17 protein-coding genes are annotated in these 19,752 nt (G+C 64.3%); 12 read left to right on the top strand and 5 right to left on the bottom strand.

All coding sequences use genetic code 11. The annotated features are described in order from the left end of the window. Positions 1-6: 6 nt before the first annotated feature. The 4 genes from D7S86_RS14280 to D7S86_RS14265 all read right to left on the bottom strand — a co-directional run bounded on the left by D7S86_RS14280 (position 7) and on the right by D7S86_RS14265 (position 5,802). Positions 7-1,371, bottom strand: a complete 1,365-nt coding sequence (locus D7S86_RS14280; protein WP_121087586.1) for a molybdopterin molybdotransferase MoeA — start codon at positions 1,369-1,371, stop codon at positions 7-9. A gap of 335 nt (positions 1,372-1,706) precedes the next feature. Beyond that, complete coding sequence (gene thrC, locus D7S86_RS14275) at positions 1,707-3,200, bottom strand: threonine synthase (RefSeq protein ID WP_121087490.1); 1,494 nt, start codon at positions 3,198-3,200, stop codon at positions 1,707-1,709. A 2-nt stretch (positions 3,201-3,202) separates the two neighbouring features. Next, a complete protein-coding gene (locus D7S86_RS14270; protein ID WP_121087489.1) occupies positions 3,203-4,534 on the bottom strand; it encodes a homoserine dehydrogenase in 1,332 nt (443 codons plus the stop codon). Positions 4,535-4,545: 11 nt separating this feature from the next. Continuing rightward, on the bottom strand, positions 4,546-5,802 hold the full coding sequence (locus D7S86_RS14265; protein WP_166444127.1) for a pyridoxal phosphate-dependent aminotransferase: 1,257 nt from the start codon (positions 5,800-5,802) through the stop codon (positions 4,546-4,548). Positions 5,803-5,994: 192 nt separating this feature from the next. Between D7S86_RS14265 and D7S86_RS14260 the strand changes: the two genes are divergently transcribed. From D7S86_RS14260 to D7S86_RS14210, 11 genes are all read left to right on the top strand, one after another. Next, on the top strand, positions 5,995-6,372 hold the full coding sequence (locus tag D7S86_RS14260; protein ID WP_240648143.1) for an Mth938-like domain-containing protein: 378 nt from the start codon (positions 5,995-5,997) through the stop codon (positions 6,370-6,372). A gap of 4 nt (positions 6,373-6,376) precedes the next feature. Continuing rightward, on the top strand, positions 6,377-8,062 hold the full coding sequence (locus D7S86_RS14255; RefSeq protein ID WP_121087486.1) for a glycosyltransferase family 39 protein: 1,686 nt from the start codon (positions 6,377-6,379) through the stop codon (positions 8,060-8,062). Beyond that, entirely contained in the window at positions 8,059-8,430 is a 372-nt protein-coding gene (locus D7S86_RS14250) for a DMT family transporter (RefSeq protein WP_121087485.1), read from the top strand. Before D7S86_RS14255 ends, D7S86_RS14250 begins: the two co-directional genes overlap by 4 nt. A gap of 58 nt (positions 8,431-8,488) precedes the next feature. After that, the gene (locus tag D7S86_RS14245; RefSeq protein WP_121087484.1) at positions 8,489-9,631 is read left to right on the top strand and encodes a DegT/DnrJ/EryC1/StrS family aminotransferase; all 1,143 of its coding nucleotides are present in this window, start codon (positions 8,489-8,491) and stop codon (positions 9,629-9,631) included. Next, the gene (locus D7S86_RS14240; protein ID WP_121087483.1) at positions 9,628-10,710 is read left to right on the top strand and encodes a glycosyltransferase; all 1,083 of its coding nucleotides are present in this window, start codon (positions 9,628-9,630) and stop codon (positions 10,708-10,710) included. Before D7S86_RS14245 ends, D7S86_RS14240 begins: the two co-directional genes overlap by 4 nt. Continuing rightward, a complete protein-coding gene (locus tag D7S86_RS14235) occupies positions 10,707-11,732 on the top strand; it encodes a formyltransferase (protein WP_121087482.1) in 1,026 nt (341 codons plus the stop codon). Before D7S86_RS14240 ends, D7S86_RS14235 begins: the two co-directional genes overlap by 4 nt. Beyond that, positions 11,729-12,769: a bifunctional UDP-4-keto-pentose/UDP-xylose synthase gene (locus D7S86_RS14230; RefSeq protein ID WP_121087481.1), complete on the top strand. Its 1,041-nt coding sequence runs from the start codon at positions 11,729-11,731 to the stop codon at positions 12,767-12,769. The genes D7S86_RS14235 and D7S86_RS14230 overlap by 4 nt, the downstream gene beginning before the upstream one ends. 7 nt (positions 12,770-12,776) lie before the next feature. Beyond that, entirely contained in the window at positions 12,777-13,667 is an 891-nt protein-coding gene (locus D7S86_RS14225; RefSeq protein ID WP_121087480.1) for a polysaccharide deacetylase family protein, read from the top strand. Between the two features lie 152 nt (positions 13,668-13,819). After that, complete coding sequence (locus D7S86_RS14220; RefSeq protein WP_121087479.1) at positions 13,820-14,281, top strand: peroxiredoxin; 462 nt, start codon at positions 13,820-13,822, stop codon at positions 14,279-14,281. A 138-nt stretch (positions 14,282-14,419) separates the two neighbouring features. Then, positions 14,420-14,878, top strand: a complete 459-nt coding sequence (locus tag D7S86_RS14215) for a hypothetical protein (protein ID WP_147432329.1) — start codon at positions 14,420-14,422, stop codon at positions 14,876-14,878. 22 nt (positions 14,879-14,900) lie between these two features. Beyond that, a complete protein-coding gene (locus D7S86_RS14210; protein WP_121087477.1) occupies positions 14,901-16,775 on the top strand; it encodes a PhoH family protein in 1,875 nt (624 codons plus the stop codon). Positions 16,776-16,850: 75 nt separating this feature from the next. On the opposite strand, the gene D7S86_RS29125 is transcribed toward D7S86_RS14210, so the two are convergent. Continuing rightward, on the bottom strand, positions 16,851-17,963 hold the full coding sequence (locus D7S86_RS29125) for a leucine-rich repeat domain-containing protein (RefSeq protein ID WP_147432328.1): 1,113 nt from the start codon (positions 17,961-17,963) through the stop codon (positions 16,851-16,853). 422 nt (positions 17,964-18,385) lie between these two features. Between D7S86_RS29125 and D7S86_RS14205 the strand changes: the two genes are divergently transcribed. Beyond that, complete coding sequence (locus tag D7S86_RS14205) at positions 18,386-19,738, top strand: NlpC/P60 family protein (protein WP_420813244.1); 1,353 nt, start codon at positions 18,386-18,388, stop codon at positions 19,736-19,738. Positions 19,739-19,752: the final 14 nt, after the last annotated feature.

The following is a 19,752-nucleotide window of genomic DNA, read 5'->3' as shown; positions in this document are numbered from 1 at the left end:
CGGTCTCTAGTAAAGGAGCTCCGCGAACGGCAAAAACCGGACGACCTCGCCGGCCTCGATTCGATGATTCGGCGGGTTATCGATCAGTCCATCGGCCCAGACCGTCGAGGTCAGCACCGCCGAACTCTGGTTCGCGAACAGATCGAGCCCGCCGTCGGCCCCGATACGCGCGCGCAGATACTCGTGCCGCCGTTCAGCCTTTTTTTGCGAAACATTGCAGCGGATCCACGCGCCGCGCGGTTCGAGCTGCGCCGCGCCCTGCAGCTTGAGCACAAACGGCCGCACGAACAGGATGAAGCCGATGAAACTCGACACCGGATTACCGGGCAGGCCGATGAAATGGACCGATCGCCCCTCGGCGTCGCGCGTCCCGTCGCTCGCATCATGGTTCGTGCCGCTCGTACTGTTCGTACTGTTCGTACTGTTCGTACTGTTCGTACTGTTCGTACTGTTCGTACTGTTCGTGCCGCTCGCCTCGCTCACGGCCTCGACGCCGGACACGGGCGCCGCGCTACGGTCCTGGATCTCGCCGAACGCGAGCGGCTTGCCGGGCTTCATCGCGATCCGCCAGAGATCGATCCGGCCCTCGGCCTCGACGGCAGCCTTGACGTGGTCCTCCTCGCCGACCGACACGCCGCCCGAGGTCAATACGAGGTCGTGCCCCCGCGCGGCCTCGCGGAGCACCGCGCGCGTCGCGTCGAGCTTGTCGGGCACGATGCCGAAGTCGGTGACCTCGCAGCCGAGATTGCGCAACAGCGTCGTCAGCGTAAAGCGGCTCGAATTGTAGATCGCACCGGCCCGCAGCGGCTCGCCGGGCATCGTGAGTTCGTCGCCGGTGAAGAAGATCGCGACTTTCGGCCGACGGTAGACCGTGAGCGTCGCGCGGCCGACCGACGCGGCGAGACCGAGCGCCTGTGCGTCGAGACGGTGCCCGGTGGTGAGAATCGCCGCGCCCGCGCGGATATCGGCGCCTTGCCGATTGATGTTCGCCCCGCTCTGCGCACGTTCCGCGAACGTGACCCAGGCGCCGTCGGTTTGCGTGTCTTCCTGAATCACGATCGTGTCGGCGCCCGCGGGCAGTTGCGCACCCGTGAAGATCCGTGCGGCCGTGCCGGGCTCGAGCGGCTGCGGCGGCTGTCCGGCCGCGATCCGCTGCGAGATCCGCACGCGCGCGCCCGCCTCGGCGACGTCGGCCGCTCGCACGGCATAGCCGTCCATCGCGCTGATATCGGCGGGCGGCACGTCGAGCGGCGATATCACATCGGCCGCGAGCACGCGCCGGTTCGCCGCCAGCGTATCGACGGTCTCGGTCGCGGCGAACGAACGCGCGGCGGCGAGCAACTGCTCGCGCGCCTGCGCGGGCGTCAGCATCGCGGCGCTGACGGAACGGTCCACGGGAGTCTCGGCATTCATGAAGTCAGGGTCATCGACAGAAGCCATTGCACACGCATGCATCAAACCATCGAGCCCGCCGCGTGCGGCTGCGGCGATTCGCGCGGCCGCGACGACGAGCCCGTTCACCGCACGCCGCCATCGGGGCCACGGCGCCCGCGACGGCTACGACGTCCGAGGCAACCACAACAACGTCCGCGGCTTCTCCAACATCGGCGGCATCCGCAAACGACACGGCCAGGAAACGCACATCTGCGCGTTCCCTGGCCGTTCGGATTCGAGGCAATCCCGCCGCGCGCGGATTGCCGTCATTGTCACGCAGTATGCGCGACGATGTAGTCCTTGACGCGCTGCGCATCGGCCGGCAAGACCTCGAAGCGCTGCGGCAAGGCCTCGAGCCCTTCAAACGCCGGCGGACGCACCGCTTCGCGATCGAGCGCTTCGCGGATCGTCTCGCCGAACTTGATCGGCTGCGCCGTTTCGAGCACGACCATCGGAATGCCGGGTTCGAGATACTGACGCGCGACCGACACGCCGTCGGCCGTATGCGTATCGATCATCGTCGCGTAGCGATCCCAGATGTCGCGAATCGTCGAGATCCGCACGGCATGCGTGCTGCGTCCCGAGACGAAACCGAACTGCGCGACGCGCGCGAAATCGCCGCTCTTCGCGAGATCAAAGCCGCCTTGCGTCTCGACATCGTGAAACAACGCGCGCACGCGCGCCGGGTCGCGCCCGAGCAAATCGTAGATGAAGCGTTCGAAGTTCGACGCCTTCGAGATGTCCATGCTCGGACTCGTCGTATGGAACGTCTCGGCCGCGCCGCGCACACGATAAACGCCCGTGCGGAAAAACTCGTCGAGCACGTCGTTCTCGTTCGTCGCGACGACGAGCCGGTGAATCGGCAGGCCCATCATGCGCGCGATATGTCCGGCGCAGACGTTGCCGAAGTTGCCCGACGGCACCGTGAACGAGACCTTCGGCCAGTCGGCGAGCGCGGTCGATGCGTCGACGTGCTGCTCGCGCGTCGCCGCGAAATAGCCGCGGAAGTAATAGACGACCTGGGCGACAACGCGCGCCCAATTGATCGAGTTGACCGTGCCGATCGCATAACGCGCCTTGAACGCATGATCGTTCGAGACGGCCTTGACGATGTCCTGCGCGTCGTCGAAGACGCCTTCGACGGCCAGATTGAAGATGTTCTCGTCCTGCAGGCTGTACATCTGCGCGGTCTGGAACGCGCTCATCTTGCGGTTCGGCGACAGCATGAACACACGCACGCCGTGCTTGCCGCGCATCGCGTACTCGGCGGCGCTGCCCGTGTCGCCCGACGTCGCGCCGAGAATATTCAGATGCTGACCGGTCTTCGCGAGCGTGTACTCGAACAGATTGCCGAGCAGTTGCATCGCCATGTCCTTGAACGCGAGCGTCGGACCGTTCGAGAGCTCGAGCAGCGACAGCGGCGCGCCGTTCTCGACGCCGAGCGCGTGCAGCGGCGTGATCTCGGCCGCGCGTCCGGCATGCGCCGCATCGCCGCCGCGCGCATTCGCGTAGACGTCGGCGCGATAGGTCCGGCGCACGAGCGCATGCAGTTCATCCTCGGGGATGTCGTCGCAGAACTTGCGCAGGACTTCGAACGCGAGATCCGCGTACGACAGCGTGCGCCAGCGCGCGAGTTCGTCCGCGCTCACGCGCGGATATTCGCTCGGCAGATAGAGTCCGCCGTCCTTCGCGAGACCGCCGAGCAGGATGTCGGAAAACGTGTGACGCTCGCCTGCCCCGGCGCCTCGGGTCGAAATGTAGTTCATGATCAGTTCATCGACTCCATGCGCAGACGCGTGACCGCGCCCTTGACCGTGTCGAGCGCCTCGATCTTCGCGATCGCGTCGTTGATGTTCTTCTCGACGGTCTCGTGCGTGAGCAGCACGATGTCCGTCTCGTTACGTCCAGCCGCGCCGACTTCCTCGGATTCCTTCTGAAGCAGCGCTTCGATCGAGATATCGCGGTCCGCGAGAATGCGCGTGATGTTCGCGAGTACGCCCGTGACGTCCGCGACGCGCAGCCGCAGGTAGTAGCTGCTCGTGATCTCGTCGATCGGCAGGATCGGCGTGTCCGACAGACTCTCGGGCTGGAACGCGAGATGCGGTACGCGATTGTGCGGGTCGGCCGTATGCAGCCGCGTGACGTCGACGAGGTCGGCCACGACGGCCGACGCCGTCGGCTCGGCGCCCGCGCCCTTGCCGTAATAGAGCGTCGAGCCGACCGCGTCGCCTTGCACGACGACCGCGTTCATCGCGCCCTCGACGTTCGCGATCAGACGCTTCGACGGAATCAGCGTCGGATGCACGCGCAGTTCGATGCCGCTCGCCGCGCGACGCGCGATACCGAGCAGCTTGATCCGGTAGCCGAGTTCCTCGGCATAGCGGATGTCGATCGAGTTCAGCGCGCTGATGCCTTCGACGTGCGCGCGGTCGAACTGCACGGGCACGCCGAACGCGATCGCGCTCATGATCGTGACCTTGTGCGCCGCGTCGACGCCTTCGATATCGAACGTCGGATCGGCTTCGGCATAGCCGAGACGCTGCGCGTCGGCCAGCGCGGTCGCGAAATCGACGCCGCGCTCGCGCATCGACGACAGGATGAAGTTCGTCGTGCCGTTGATGATGCCCGCGATCCACTGAATCCGGTTCGCCGTGAGGCCTTCGCGCAGGGCCTTGATGATCGGCACGCCGCCGGCGACGGCCGCCTCGAACGCGACCATGACGCCGCGCGTGCTTGCCGCTTCGAAAATTTCGCTGCCGTGCACGGCGAGCAGCGCCTTGTTCGCCGTCACGACATGCTTGCCGTTGCGAATCGCGCGCAGCACAAGCTCGCGCGCAATGCCCGTGCCCCCGATCGTCTCGACGACGATATCGACATTCGGATCGTCGACGAGCGCGGCGCTGTCGGCATCGACGGGCACGCGCGCCGCGTCGTCGCCGAGCCCGGCGCGCGCCTTCGCGACATCGCGCACGGCGATTCGCGTGACCTCAATGCCGCGCCCCGCGCGGCGCTTGATTTCTTCTTGATTGCGTTTGAGGACGTCATACGTCCCCTTGCCGACCGTGCCGAAACCCAGCAGGCCAATTTTGAGTGATTCCATCGAACTTGAGTCTATTGGTTTGAAGCGACGACTGCGCGCAACGGCCGGGCATGACGCTTCCGGTAACCGTCGAGGAACCGTGCGATGCGATTGATCGATTCGGTCAGGTCGTCGACATTGGGCAGGAACACGACGCGGAAATGGTCGGGACGCGTCCAGTTGAAGCCCGTGCCCTGCACGAGCAGCACGCGTTCTTCGAGCAGCAGTTCGAGGATGAATTGCTGGTCGTCCTCGATCGGGTACATGACCGGATCGAGTTTCGGGAACATATACAACGCCGCCTTCGGCTTCACGCACGTGACGCCCGGAATGGCCGTCAGCAGTTGGTGAGCCAGCTCGCGCTGCCGGTACAGGCGCCCGCCCGGAACGATCAGATCGTTGATGCTCTGGTGGCCGCCTAATGCGGTCTGTATCGCGTATTGCCCGGGTACGTTCGGACACAGCCGCATCGACGAGAGGATGTTCAGCCCCTCGATATAGTCTTTCGCGCCGCGCTTGTCGCCCGACACGATCATCCAGCCCGCGCGATAACCGCAGGACCGGTAGGCCTTCGAGAGGCCGTTGAACGTGATGGTCAGCACGTCGTCGGCGAGCGCGCCGATCGACGTATGCGTCTCGCCGTCGTAGACGATCTTGTCGTAAATCTCGTCGGCGTAAATGATCAGTTGGTTGCGGCGCGCGATCTCGATGATTTCGAGGAGCACGGACTCCGGATAAAGCGCACCGGTCGGATTGTTCGGATTGATGACGACGATCGCGCGCGTATTCGGCGTGATCTTGCGCCGGATATCGTCGAGATCGGGCAGCCAGTCGTTCGATTCGTCGCAGACGTAATGCACGGGCTTGCCCGACGACAGCGAGACGGCCGCGGTCCACAGCGGATAGTCGGGCGCCGGGATCAGGACTTCGTCGCCCTCGTTGAGCAGCGCCTGCATCGACATCACGATGAGTTCCGACGCGCCGTTGCCGATGTAGATATCGTCGAGATCGACGCCCGCGATCCGCTTCTCCTGCGCGTAATGCATGATCGCCTTGCGCGCGGCGAAGACCCCCTTCGAGTCCGAATAGCCCGACGACGCGGGCAGATTGCGGATCATGTCCTGGACGATTTCGTCAGGCGCCTCGAAGCCGAACGGCGCGAGATTGCCGATATTGAGCTTGATGATCCGGTGACCTTCTTCTTCGAGACGCTTGGCGTGGTCGAGCACGGGACCGCGGATGTCGTAGCAGACGTTGAGCAGCTTGTTCGACTTGAGGATGGGCTTCACGGGCAGGCACCGGTTAAAATCGTGGTCCGAGCGATTATGACACGCTTCGCCGCCTCGTCGGCCCGCCGCGTCGGTCCGTCCGTTTGGATCGCCTTGCTGGATCGCCTTGCTGGATCGTCTTGCCGGGTCGTCTGTTTGAGTCGTCTCGCCGGCCCGTCTTTCGCGGGTTATCGCCTCTTTGGGATTTTTGCCTTGAAACTGAGCCAGGAAACGTCACCGACGACCAACACCATCACCGCCCACGGCGACGGCTATGTCGACATCAATCTGCAGCGCCATACCGGCAGTGTGATCGTCGCGCCCGAGGGCCCCGTGCGCGCGTGGCCCGTCGAGGCATTCGAATCGCTGACGCCCGAACTCTTCGAGATGCTCGCCGACGGCGCACCCGAAGTCGTGCTGCTCGGCACGGGCTCGAAGATCCGATTTCCCCATCCGCGCCTGACGGCCGCGCTCATGAAGCGCGGCATCGGCGTCGAGGCGATGGACAGCGGCGCCGCGTGCCGCACGTACAACATCCTCATGCAGGAAGACCGCCGCGTGGTCGCCGCGATTCTCGTCGAGGCGTCCTGACCCCATGTTCGATACGACTGAACGTCAGTTCCTGTCGCGCGGGGCGCTGTTCCTGCTGCTCGTCGCCTTCGCGGTCCTCTGGTTCGCCCCGCTCGACTACCGTCATCTCGTGCCGAGCGACGAAGGCCGCTACGCCGAGATGGCGCGCGAAATGTTCGTCACGCACGACTGGATTACGCCGCGCTACAACGGACTCAAATATTTCGAAAAACCGCCGCTGCAAACCTGGGCGAATGCGCTGACGTACGCGATGTTCGGCATCGGCGCCTGGCAGGCGCGACTCTACACGGCGCTCACGGGCTTTGTCGGCATCCTCGTGCTCGGCTTCACGGGCACGCGCGTGTTCAATCGGTCGGTCGGATTCTTCGCGGCGCTCGCGCTCGCGGCCTCGCCGTACTGGTTCAGCATGGGGCACTTCGACACGCTCGACATGGGGCTGTCGTTCTGGATGCAGGTCACGCTGTGCACGCTGCTGCTCGCGCAGCGCGCGCACCTCGCGCCGTGGAAGCAGCGATTCTGGATGTGGGCGTGCTGGGCGTCGATGGCGCTCGCCGTGCTGTCGAAGGGCCTCGTCGGCGTGATCCTGCCGGGCGCGGTGCTCGTGCTCTACACGCTGATCGCGCGCGACTGGGCGCTCTGGAAACGGCTGTACCTCGGCAGCGGCCTCGTGATCTTCTTCGCGATCAGCGTGCCGTGGTTCGTGCTCGTCGAGCAGCGCAACCCCGGATTCCTGAACTTCTTCTTCATCGTTCAGCAGTTCGAGCGCTATCTGACGCCCGCGCAGAACCGGCCCGGTCCGATCTATTACTTCGTGCCCGTGCTGCTGATCGGCTTCCTGCCGTGGCTGTCGCTCACCGGGCAAAGCGTGCGATACGCCGTGCGGCTGCAGCGCCAGAACAACGGCTTCTCGCCGGTTCTGCTGCTGCTAGTCTGGGCGGCTTTCATTTTCCTTTTCTTCAGCGTTTCGCATTCGAAGCTGCTGTCGTACGTGCTGCCCGTCGCGCCCGCGATCGCGTTGCTGATCGGACTCTATCTGCCGCACGTCGAACGCCCGCAGCTCCATCGGCACTTCGTCGCCTACGCGGTGCTGCTCGTGGTCGGCTGCTTCGGCGCGCTCGCCTTGCTGCGCGCCGGCGACGCGCGCACGCCGAACGCGCTCTACCGGGCCTATCTGATCTGGGTCTACGCGGCGCTCGTCGTCGGGCTGCTCGCGATCGGACTCGCGCTCGTGCGGCTGCGCGCATCCCGCACTGGCGCAACCGGCCCGGCGCTGGTAATCTTCGCCGCCGCCTGGGTGCTGCTGATCAGCATCGCGGGCAATGGTTATGAAGTGTTTGCCGTACAACGATCGGGCGCGCAGCTTGCGCCGGCCATCCGCGCCGCGCTCGCGAAGTTGCCGGCCGACACCCCGTTCTACGCGGTCCGGGGGCTCGATCACACGATTCCGTTCTATGCGGGCCATACGACGATCATGGTCGAGAGCGCCGATGAACTGGCCTACGGCGTGTCCGTCGAACCGCAGAAGTGGGTCCCGACCGTCGACGCCTGGAAGCAGCGTTGGAACGCGGATCACGCCGCGCTTGCGCTGATGTCGCCGGAAACCTATACCGAGCTTGCAAAGGACGGTGTACCGATGACCGTGATCGCGCGCGACAGCCGGCGCGTCGTGGTCGAAAAACCGAATTCATGAACCCGATTTCCCTGACCTGTATCCTGATCGGCGTCGCGCTCAATGCCGGCGCCCAACTGCTGCTCAAGGCCGGCGTGCGCGCGGTCGGCCATTTCGACTTCACTGTCGCGAACATCGTGCCCGTCGGCTGGCGCATCGCCACGCAGTGGCCGATCATCGGCGGACTCGCCTGCTACGTGATCAGCGTCGGCGTCTGGATCGTCGGCCTGTCGCGCGTCGACGTGTCGATCGCCTACCCGATGCTGTCGCTCGGCTACGTCGTCAATGCGTTCCTCGCGTGGTATCTGTTCGGCGAAGTGCTGACGGCCCAGCGCCTCGCGGGCATTGCGATCATTCTGATCGGTGTCGTCGTGCTCACGCGCAGCTGACGCTGCGCGCGCCCCGGGCCTCGCCCGTCATTACTCATCAGAAGCAGACTCGGAAACCATGAGCGAGCCATTCATTCCTTTCGTGAAACCCGATATCGACGAGGAAACCATCGCGGGCGTCGTCGATGTGCTGCGCTCGGGCTGGATCACGACGGGTCCCCAGAATCAGAAGTTCGAGGCGGCGCTGTCCGACTACGTCGGCGGCCGCCCCGTGCGTACGTTCAACTCGGGCACGGCGACGCTCGAGATCGGCCTGCGCATTGCCGGCGTCGGTCCCGGCGACGAAGTCATCACGACGCCGCTCTCGTGGGTCTCGACGAGCAACGTGATCTATGAGGTCGGCGCGACGCCTGTGTTCGCCGACATCGACCCCGTCACGCGCAATATCGACCTCGACCGCCTCGAAGCCAGCATCACGCCGCGCACGAAGGCCGTGATCCCGGTGTTTCTCGCGGGCCTGCCCGTCGATATGGACCGCCTCTACGCGATTGCGCAACACTACCGGCTGCGCGTCATCGAGGACGCCGCCCAAGCATTCGGCGCATCGTGGGGCGGCAAGCGCATCGGCGCGCTCGGCGACATCGTGTCGTTCAGCTTCCACGCGAACAAGAACCTGACGTCGATCGAAGGCGGCGCGCTGGTCCTCAACAACGCCGACGAAGCGCGGCTCGCCGAGAAATATCGGCTCCAGGGCGTCACGCGCACGGGCTTCGACGGCATGGAAGTCGACGTGCTCGGCGGCAAATTCAATCTGACCGACGTCGCCGCGCGCGTCGGACTCGGACAGCTCGCGCGCATCGCCGAATTCACGGCGCGCCGCCGTGTCATCGCGCGCCGCTATTTCGACGGCCTGCGCGACGGCGCGGCCGTGCGCGCGGGGGTCGAACTGCCCGTCGCCGACTTCGAAAACTCGAACTGGCACATGTTCCAGATCGTGTTGCCGCTCGAGAGGCTCCGGATGACGCGCGCGGACTTCATGAGCGCGCTCAAGGATCGCGGCATCGCGAGCGGCGTGCACTATCCGCCGATCCACCTGTTCAAGCTCTACCGCGAGCGCGGTTTCGGTCCCGGCATGTTCCCGCATACCGAGCGTGTCGGCGCGTCGATCGTGACGCTGCCCTTGTTCACACAGCTCAGCGACGCCGACGTCGATCGCGTCGTCGCTGCCGTCAACGACATCTGCGAGCGCCGCACGTCATGACCGCCACTCTGCATCCCGATGTCTCGATCGTGATCCCGATCTTCAACGAAGAGGCGGGTCTGGGCGCGTTGTTCGCGCGGCTCTACCCGGCGCTCGACGCGTTGTCGTGCAGCTACGAGATCCTGTTCGTCAACGACGGCAGCCGCGACCGCTCGGCGGCGATGCTCGCCGACCAGTGCCGTGTGCGCCCCGACGTCACGCGCGTCGTGCTGCTCAACGGCAACTACGGCCAGCACATGGCGATCCTCGCGGGTTTCGAGCAATCGACGGGCGAGATCGTCGTGACGCTCGACGCGGATCTCCAGAATCCGCCCGAGGAAATCGGCAATCTGATCGCGAAGATGCGCGAAGGGTACGATTACGTCGGCACGATCCGGCGCCAGCGCCAGGACACGTTCTTCCGCCGCAAGGCCTCGCGCGCGATGAATCGCCTGCGCGAACGCATCACGCGGATCAAGATGACCGATCAAGGCTGCATGCTGCGCGCGTACAGCCGCCGCATCATCGAGACGATCAATCGCTGCGGCGAGGTCAATACGTTTATCCCGGCGCTCGCCTACACGTTCGCGCAGAATCCCGTCGAGATCGAGGTCGCGCACGAGGAGCGCTTCGCGGGCGAATCGAAGTATTCGCTCTACAGCCTGATCCGGCTGAACTTCGACCTCGTGACGGGCTTCTCGGTCGTGCCGCTCCAGTGGTTGTCGTTTATCGGCGTCGTGCTCTCGGCCGGCTCCGCGAGCCTGTTCCTGCTGTTGCTGATCCGGCGCTTCATCGTCGGCGCCGAAGTTCAGGGCGTGTTCACGCTGTTCGCGATCACGTTCTTCCTGCTCGGCGTGATCCTGTTCGCGCTCGGCTTGCTCGGCGAGTACATCGGCCGGATCTACCAGCAGGTCCGCGCGCGGCCCCGCTACCTGATCGCGGCGGTGCTCGACGAACGCGCCTCGGCGAACGCGCAGCATGGCGCGCAGGCGATGCACGACACACACGAAGCGCCCGGCGCATTCGACCCGGCCCGCCCTCGCGACGCGGATGCCGCCAACGCGCCGTTCACGTCGCCGCGCAGCGGGAGCCGCCCATGACGGCCGTCGTCGATGCTTCGGGAGCCGCGGCTTCCGAGATCGCCGCTTCCGGTGTCGCCGCGCCGCGCGCGGTCGTCTTCGCGTACCACAACGTCGGCGTGCGCTGCCTCGAGGTGCTGCTTGCGCGCGGCGTCGACGTCGCGCTTGTCGTCACGCACGAAGACAATCCGAGCGAGAACATCTGGTTCGGCAGCGTGCGCGCCGTCGCGGCCGAACATGGGATCCCGGCGATCACGCCGGCCGATCCGAAGTCGTCCGAACTGTTCGACGCCGTGCGCGACGCGCGGCCGGATTTTATTTTTTCGGCGTATTACCGGCACATGCTGCCCGTCGAACTGCTCGCGCTTGCGCCGCGCGGCGCGTACAACATGCACGGCTCGCTGCTGCCGAAGTACCGGGGCCGTGTGCCCGTCAACTGGGCCGTGCTGCACGGCGAGACCGAAACCGGCGCGACCCTGCACGAGATGACGGCCAAGCCCGACGCGGGTGCGCTGATCGGCCAGACCGCGGTGCCGATCCTGCCCGACGACACGGCGGGCCAGGTATTCGACAAGGTCACCGTCGCAGCCGAGCAGACGCTCTGGAACGTTCTGCCCGCGCTGCTGGCGGGCCACGCGCCGCGGCTGCCGAACGAACGCGAGAAAGGCAGCTATTTCGGCGGACGCAAGCCCGAGGACGGCCGCATCGACTGGGCACAGCCCGCGCAGCAGGTCTACAACCTCGTGCGCGCCGTGGCGCCGCCCTATCCGGGCGCGTTTACCGACCAACTGAGAGACGACCCGACGAGCCAAACAAACCCGCCCGGCGACGCCGGCGCGACGATGCGTTTCGTCGTGACGCGCGCGCGCCTGTCGCACGCGGACGTCCGTCATTTGCAGCCCGGCTTGCAGGTAGAGGATAATGCGCTCCTTGGCGTATGCGGCGACGGCCGTGCGATCGTGATCCACGAACTCCAGCACGCGGGCCGCGTGATCGACGCAGCCGCATTCGCCCGCCTTATTCACTCTCCTCGACATTCATGAAAAAAGTCCTGATCCTCGGCGTCAACGGCTTCATCGGCCATCATCTTTCCAAGCGGATCCTTGAAACGACCGACTGGGAAGTCTATGGCATGGACATGTTGACCGACCGCCTGGGCGATCTCGTCGAGCATGAGCGGATGCACTTTTTCGAAGGTGACATCACGATCAACAAGGAGTGGGTCGAATATCACGTGCGCAAGTGCGACGTGATCCTGCCGCTCGTCGCGATCGCCACCCCCGCGACGTACGTCAAGCAGCCGCTGCGCGTGTTCGAGCTCGATTTCGAGGCCAACCTCCCGATCGTGCGTTCGGCCGTCAAGTACGGCAAGCATCTCGTGTTTCCGTCGACGTCGGAAGTCTATGGCATGAGTCCCGATGCCGAATTCGATCCGGATTCGTCGCCGCTGACCTATGGTCCGATCAACAAGCCGCGCTGGATCTACGCGTGCTCGAAGCAGCTCATGGATCGTGTGATCTGGGGCTACGGCATGGAAGGCCTGAACTTCACGCTGTTCCGCCCGTTCAACTGGATCGGCCCGGGCCTCGATTCGATCTACACGCCGAAGGAAGGCAGCTCGCGCGTCGTCACGCAGTTCCTCGGCAATATCGTGCGCGGCAAGAACATCAGCCTCGTCGACGGCGGCAATCAGAAGCGCGCGTTCACCGATATCGACGACGGCATCAGCGCGCTGATGAAGATCATCGAGAACAAGGACGGCGTCGCGAGCGGCAAGATTTACAACATCGGCAACCCGACGAACAACTTCTCGGTCCGCGAACTCGCCGACATGATGCTCAAGCTCGCGCGCGAGATCCCCGAATACGCCGAGACGGCCGGTCAGGTGCAGCTCGTCGAAACGTCGTCGGGCGCCTACTACGGCGAGGGTTACCAGGACGTGCAGAACCGCGTCCCGAAGATCCAGAACACGATGGACGAACTTGGCTGGAAGCCCGCTTCGAGCATGGATGTCGCGCTGCGTAAGATTTTCGAGGCCTACCGCGGCCAGGTCGCGGAAGCCCGCGCGCTCGTCGACTGACGCACGCATGGCCCGCATCGCGCTCAAGATCGACGTCGACACGCTGCGCGGCACGCGCGAGGGCGTGCCGAACCTCGCCCGCATGCTCGAACGCGCGCGCGCGCGCGCGACGTTCCTGTTCAGCCTCGGCCCGGATCACACGGGCTGGGCGCTGCGCCGCGTGTTCCGTCCGGGCTTTCTGAAGAAAGTGTCGCGCACGTCCGTCGTCGAGCACTACGGGATCAAGACGCTCATGTACGGCGTGCTGCTGCCGGGCCCCGATATCGGGCGTCGCGCGGCATCGCAGATGCGCGCGATCCGCGACGCGGGTTTCGAATGCGGGATTCACACGTGGGACCACGTGCTCTGGCATGACAACGTTCGCGAGCGCGACAAGGACTGGACCGTCGATCAAATGACCGCGAGCTACCGGCGCTACGCGGAAGTATTCGGCGCGCCGCCGCCGACGCACGGCGCCGCGGGTTGGCAAATGAATCCGTACGCGTTCGAGCAGATCGATACATGGGGCATGCTCTATGCGTCCGACGGTCGCGGTCACGGTCCGTACCGGCCCTGCATCGACGGCGAGCCGCTGCGCCACATCCAGATGCCGACCACGCTGCCGACGTTCGACGAAGTGCTCGGCGTAGACGGCATCGACGAATCGAATATCGCCGATCGATTGCTCGCGCTGACGGCCGACGATCGCGATCACGTGTTTACGCTGCACGCGGAACTCGAAGGACAGAAGCTCGCGCCGTCGTTCGAGCGCCTGCTCGACGGATGGCGCGCGCAAGGTCATCAACTCGTCGCGATGGCCGACTATCATGCTGCGCTGGATCCTGCGCAAGTGCCTCACGCCGAAATCGCGTGGGGCGAAGTACCGGGCCGCTCGGGCGAACTCATCGTTCAGCCCTGAACGGCGCACGGCGGGCGCCGTTCGATGTCGCGACGCCCCGCCTCGATCGGCGCGCGCCGAGACATACGACGGCGTGCAAGCCGGTTCGCGGCCGAGCGTCGATCGCATGTCGGTGCCGCGAACGCTCAACAAGAAACGACCAGGAGACCACGGTGTCCGTTGCAGTCAACCAAGCCGTACCCGACTTCACCGCCGATGCGACCGGCGAAGCTTTTAGTCTGTCCGCGCATCGCGGCCGCGCGATCGTGCTTTATTTTTATCCGAAAGACAGCACGCCGGGCTGCACGACCGAGGCGATGGGCTTTCGCGACCGGTACGACGCCTTCGTCGACGCGGGTGCCGATATCGTCGGCGTCTCGCGCGACAGCCTGCGTTCCCACGAGAATTTCAAGTCGAAGCTCGACCTGCCGTTTACCTTGATATCGGATGCCGACGAAGCGCTGTGCGCGTTGTTCGGGGTCATCAAGATGAAAAAGATGTACGGCAAGGAAGTGCGCGGCATCGAGCGCTCGACTTTCCTCATCGACGGCAACGGGGTGCTGCGGCACGAATGGCGCGGCGTCAAGGTGGCCGGCCATATCGACGAGGTCTTCGAGAGCGTCTCGGCGTTGTAGCTGTGGTCGTGGGGTGTTGCGGGTTGTCGTGAGTTGTCGTTTTTACGCTGCGGCGGCTCGCGTACCCGCGCTGTACATCGCCGATATGGAGCGTTATAGTCGTTCGCAATGATGGACTGTCAATCCGACTCTCTCTTGATGGACCGTGGTGCAGGTGATGCCGGCACCGCCCTGACTATCCTCCGCAGCGCCGCTTTTTCCGTGACGGGAAAGCGGCGTTTTGTTTTGGCGCGGACGCCGCATCGCACGCATCGGATTCCGATCGGCACCGAACTTGCGTCTATCGTGTCGCGCGACGCGCTGCAGACCGATATCCGCTGCAAGACGGGCCACGATATCGGTCGCGATATCGATCCCCGTTGGGCTCGATATCGCGCGTCAGGCACGCGACGATGGCAACCCATTTCAACGACGTTCGAATGGCGGTATCAGGGCGCGCGTTTCGTGGCGGGAGCACGCGATTTCCGTGTCACTTTCTTGCGTAATCGAGGGGCCGATGACGAGTTAGGCGAAAAGGCGGCAACCACAAGAGCGACGCCGTTCCGGCCCGCCTTGCGCGCGACGCGCGACGGGCGACCGGTCGGTGCAACAAGCTGACCCATATTCCTGAGGGAACACCATGCCTTTGCCTACCCTGCCGAGCAAGCTCGGCGACATGCTGTCCGCGGACGAGTACACCGCCAAGGCCAAGCCTGCCGCGCGTGGTACCCGGAAGCCGAACCTGGTTGCGGTCCCGACGTCCGCGCCGCCTGAAGACGACGCGGACGCTGCGGCGCCCGTCGCGCGCGGCAGCAAGGGCAAACAGACGGCCGCGTTGCTGACCCCGGCGCCGAGTCTCGTCGATGACACGGCGCCGCGCGGCGCTCAGCGCGAAACGTCCGACGCCGATGCGTCCGATGCGTCTTCTCCACGCAGCAAGACGGCCCGGGCCCGCACGGGCCGCCCGGCCGCGCCCTCGCCCGCCACGGCCGACGACGCGTTGACGCCGGTCCACGCACGCGGCGAAAGCGCACCGGCCACCGAGCGTGCATCGGCCGCGCAGGCTCCTGCAACGACAACCGGGAAACGCGCGACGCGCGGCAAACAGGCTCAGACGTTGCCGAGCAAATTGTTCGTGCTCGATACGAACGTGCTCATGCACGATCCGTCGAGCCTCTTCCGCTTCGAGGAACACGACGTCTATCTGCCGATGATGACGCTCGAGGAACTCGACAATCACAAGAAGGGCATGTCCGAAGTCGCGCGCAATGCGCGCCAGGTCAGCCGTACGCTCGACGCGCTCGTCGCCGATTCGGGGAACTCGCTGACCGAAGGCATTCCGTTGTCGCGGCTCGGCAACCGCGAAGCGGCGGGCAGCCTGTTTTTCCAGACGACGCTCAACGACATCGCGCCCGTCGAAGGCCTGCCCGAAGGCAAGGCCGACAATCAGATTCTCGGCGTCGTGCGCGCATTGCAGGCTCAACAGCCCGAGCGCCAGGTCGTGCTCGTGTCGAAAGACATCAATATGCGGATCAAGGCCCACGCGCTGGGTCTGCCCGCCGAGGACTATTTCAACGACCAGGTTCTCGAAGACAAGGACCTGCTCTATCCGGGCGTGCTGTCGCTTCCGCTCGATTTCTGGAGCAAGCACGGCAAGGGGATGGAGAGCTGGCAGGATACGAAGACCGGCACCACGTACTACCGCGTGACCGGGCCGCTCGTGCCGTCGATGCTCGTCAACGAATTCGTCTATCTCGAACCGCGTAACGGCGAACCCGCGTTTCACGCGCAAGTCCGCGAAATCAACGGCAAGACGGCGCTGCTGCAGACGCTGCGCGACTACGGTCATCACAAGAACAACGTCTGGGGTATTACGGCGCGCAATCGCGAACAGAACTTCGCGCTGAACCTCCTGATGAATCCCGAAGTCGATTTTGTGACGCTGCTCGGCTCGGCCGGTACCGGCAAGACGCTGATGGCGCTCGCCGCAGGGCTCGCGCAAGTGCTCGATGACAAGCGCTACAACGAGATCATCGTGACGCGCGCGACCGTGCCGGTCGGCGAGGACATCGGCTTCCTGCCGGGCACCGAGGAAGAAAAGATGCAGCCATGGATGGGCGCATTCGACGATAACCTCGAAGTCCTCCAGAAGACCGACGATGCGGCCGGCGAATGGGGCCGCGCCGCGACGCAGGAGCTGATCCGTTCGCGGTTGAAGGTCAAGAGCATGAACTTCATGCGCGGCCGCACGTTCGTCGACAAGTACGTGATCATCGACGAAGCGCAGAATCTGACGCCGAAGCAAATGAAGACGCTCGTCACGCGTGCGGGTCCGGGCACGAAGATCATTTGCCTGGGCAATATCGCGCAGATCGACACGCCTTATCTGACCGAAGGCAGTTCGGGGCTGACCTATGTCGTCGATCGCTTCAAGGGTTGGCGGCACAGCGGTCACGTGACGCTCGCGCGCGGCGAACGGTCGCGGCTCGCCGACTACGCGTCCGAGATTCTCTGATCGCGAGTCGCACAAAGAGACGGCAAGATGCCGCCTCGAAGGCCGGATCGCTGACCGGTTTTCGAGGCGGCATTGTTATTTCTGACGCGCCGACGGTGCCGCGTTGACGCGTATCGTCAGCGGTCGGAGCTGCATCGGATGCGATGTGCGCCTGCGCGCGCGTCCATCGATCAACGGATTCCCATCCAAGTTGACGAGGCGGGAGATTCGCACGCGTTGAGGTCGAATCGACGTTACCCGCGAGGTCCAGGCATTCGCAATAAACGCGGGAACCTTCGCGATTTTATTGTCGCGTAGACGCATGACCTGCAAACCCACCGGCAATGTCGTCCCGATTTTTTCTATTTTATTATTATTCGCATTCAAGTATTTTAAAAATCGAGGGTAACGAGGAATCTCGGAAAGTTGATTATTCGTGACGGATAACCAACGAATGGAGTCGGGCAATCGCTCGGGCAAGCGGACCAGCGCACAATAGTTTGCACTTAGCTGCTCGAGACGGCCTGGCATTCGCTCAGGAAGCGTTTCAAGAATCTCGTTATGATCAATATAAAGACTCTTTAGTTTTCGGGGCAAACGATCGGGCAAATTCGACAGCAGATTGTTGGCGACGTTCAAAGTCGTCAATTTACTGGGAAGCACACGATCGATGCCGATTAATATATTCGACGATATATCAAGCGTTCGCAACGTATCCGGCAACGTTCGATCGACATATTGAATGAGGTTGCTTTCCAGCTTCAGCGATTCGAGGCCGTCCGGCAGGTTTCGAATGTGGCGAATGCGATTCCGCGACAAATCGAGCGTCCGCAAACTAGCGGGAAGATTGGGCGGAATCCGCGAGAACGCATTCGAAGACGCATCGAGTTCGCGAATAGAGGCGGGTAAGTGATCCGGAAGGGTTCGCAGCCGATTTCTCGCGACCTTCAACGACACGATGTGTGCCGGAAGTTGAGGAAGACCATCGATATCGAGCTCACACAAATTCAATTCGCGGAGGTTCAAAACCGAACACCAGGCGATTTTGCACGAGATAACTTGCTGTTTGCGCTGTGTCACAAATCGTTGCGCGTCCCGCGGCACGATCGCCGCGTCGCGCCCGGTCGAGATCCGTGCGATCGAGGATGGGATGGGTTGCATAGCGATCGGTAGAGGTTTTGAGACGTTTAGGCGTTGAAAGCGGCGCATGCGTGGCGCCTCGACCGCAAGGCGAACCGGTCGTGAAACCGAACGGAAGTCAGGATTCCGGACCGATGGCGTCCAATGTGTCGAGGGCCTCTCGCGCCGCTCGGATCCGTCCAATTCGCTTCGTCGAAAGCCCGCGCGGCGATCCGCGTCGAGCGCCGTGATTAGAGCTGCGCACGTATTTCCGCATTTGACTGTTCCGCTCGCGTGCATCGGGAATGCCCCGGCCGTCGCAATCGCTCAATAGATCGGGCCGGGACGCGCGACGCCATGATTCCTCAATCACGACACAGACTCACCGCCGTTCAACAAGTTAAAGTGCTTCCTGAGCTTTATGATTTAAGTCTATGATAGGCGCACTTCTTTATTCGAGGGCCGCGCATATCGGGCTGCCCTCGCCTGTCATGCTTCGAGTCTGGCCACTGTTGATCGTCGTCCTCGTACTCGCCGCATGTTCGAGTACGCCGACGCGTCGCGAAAGCGCGCCGCCGATTTCGACGTCCCATGAATGGAAGCCACCGTCGTCGCTGCCGGCCTTTATCGACCATAGCGTCGGCGAGGAAGAGATTTCGATTCAGGCCATGAGCCTCGTCGGCGTGCCGTATCGTTGGGGCGGAAATACACCCGACTCGGGCTTCGATTGCAGCGGCCTCGTCCACTATGTCGTTGCACGCGCCGCGCGCGTCGATCTACCGCGCACGACCGCCGACATGAGCCTCGTCGGCGAAGCCATTCGGCCCGATGAAGTCGCGACGGGCGATCTGATTTTCTTCAATACGACCGGACGACCGCATTCGCATGTGGGCATCTATGTCGGCGGCTATCGTTTCGTCAATGCCCCCTCGACAGGCGGCACGGTTCGCATCGACTACATTTCGAATCCCTATTGGGCCAAACGCTTTGACGGCATTCGGCGCGTGGCCGGAAACCATCGGAGCGCAACGCCGTTTGACGCGCCGCAATGGGTCGCGTCGACGGCGCCCGATCCCAATGCATCCACGTTGAAATCGGCCTCCTCCGCGCCGGCGCTCGGCGAGGATGCCCCTTCGTCGGCGAATTCGGCGCGCGCCGCCGCGACGCGCGAGTCGCCGGCCGTCGTTCAGCGACCGCTCGTCGACGTGCAGCCTGGGAGCACCGGGTATGCATCGGTCGAGCCGACGACGACTGAGGGCCACAAGATCGCGATGCCGGTCGAAACCTCCACGGCCCCCGTTGCAGACGCCCATGCGCGCCGCATCGATGCGGGCGACACAGGCGTCTCGAACGCATCACCCGAGACGAACACACAAGGCGCCGGCGTCCAGCGCGTGAGTTTCAGCGCAGCGGGCGCTGCCGCGCGTTCCTCGCATACGGCAACGGGATCGGATCCCCTCGAACCGCCCCCGCCTTCGCGTGCCGATGCGCAAACGCAGGCTGCGGCCGAGCATGCATCGCCGGTCACCGATCCGATTGCAGCATTCGCCGAGCATCCGGATGCCGTTCGACATGCGACCGAGGCCGGAACCGCCGGGAATATGGGGACCGATGACCGCGCGGAGGCAGTCGGTGTGCGGCGCGCCCCGGGATCGGCTTCGAACACAACGGTCTCGAACCCCGAGGCCTCGAACTCAGCGGCCGTGGGCGCGACGAGCGCCGAAGCGCGAGAAACCGCAGCGGGCGCCGCCTCACGCGGCGCAACGGCACGCTATGACGCGCCGGCCGGCGGGACGCGCCCGAGCGCGGAGCCGGCCGCCGCTGCCACTGACGATCCGATTGCGCGCTTCGCGAACGGAAACTGACGGGTTTCGCAGCG

This window comes from Pararobbsia silviterrae (assembly GCF_003628125.1).
Classification (GTDB): Bacteria; Pseudomonadota; Gammaproteobacteria; order Burkholderiales; family Burkholderiaceae; genus Pararobbsia; species Pararobbsia silviterrae.
Note: the sequence above shows the minus strand (reverse complement) of the source record. Positions and strands in the feature narration are given on the sequence as shown.

What these genes read in the sequence shown, in the direction of transcription:
- D7S86_RS14280 (WP_121087586.1), bottom strand. Translation starts at nt 1,371, where the DNA reads ATGCTGACGCCCGCGCAGGCGCGCGAGCAGTTGCTCGCCGCCGCGCGT.
- thrC (WP_121087490.1), bottom strand. Translation starts at nt 3,200, where the DNA reads ATGAACTACATTTCGACCCGAGGCGCCGGGGCAGGCGAGCGTCACACG.
- D7S86_RS14270 (WP_121087489.1), bottom strand. Translation starts at nt 4,534, where the DNA reads ATGGAATCACTCAAAATTGGCCTGCTGGGTTTCGGCACGGTCGGCAAG.
- D7S86_RS14255 (WP_121087486.1), top strand. Translation starts at nt 6,377, where the DNA reads ATGTTCGATACGACTGAACGTCAGTTCCTGTCGCGCGGGGCGCTGTTC.
- D7S86_RS14250 (WP_121087485.1), top strand. Translation starts at nt 8,059, where the DNA reads ATGAACCCGATTTCCCTGACCTGTATCCTGATCGGCGTCGCGCTCAAT.
- D7S86_RS14245 (WP_121087484.1), top strand. Translation starts at nt 8,489, where the DNA reads ATGAGCGAGCCATTCATTCCTTTCGTGAAACCCGATATCGACGAGGAA.
- D7S86_RS14240 (WP_121087483.1), top strand. Translation starts at nt 9,628, where the DNA reads ATGACCGCCACTCTGCATCCCGATGTCTCGATCGTGATCCCGATCTTC.
- D7S86_RS14235 (WP_121087482.1), top strand. Translation starts at nt 10,707, where the DNA reads ATGACGGCCGTCGTCGATGCTTCGGGAGCCGCGGCTTCCGAGATCGCC.
- D7S86_RS14230 (WP_121087481.1), top strand. Translation starts at nt 11,729, where the DNA reads ATGAAAAAAGTCCTGATCCTCGGCGTCAACGGCTTCATCGGCCATCAT.
- D7S86_RS14225 (WP_121087480.1), top strand. Translation starts at nt 12,777, where the DNA reads ATGGCCCGCATCGCGCTCAAGATCGACGTCGACACGCTGCGCGGCACG.
- D7S86_RS14215 (WP_147432329.1), top strand. Translation starts at nt 14,420, where the DNA reads ATGGACCGTGGTGCAGGTGATGCCGGCACCGCCCTGACTATCCTCCGC.
- D7S86_RS14210 (WP_121087477.1), top strand. Translation starts at nt 14,901, where the DNA reads ATGCCTTTGCCTACCCTGCCGAGCAAGCTCGGCGACATGCTGTCCGCG.
- D7S86_RS29125 (WP_147432328.1), bottom strand. Translation starts at nt 17,963, where the DNA reads ATGCGCCGCTTTCAACGCCTAAACGTCTCAAAACCTCTACCGATCGCT.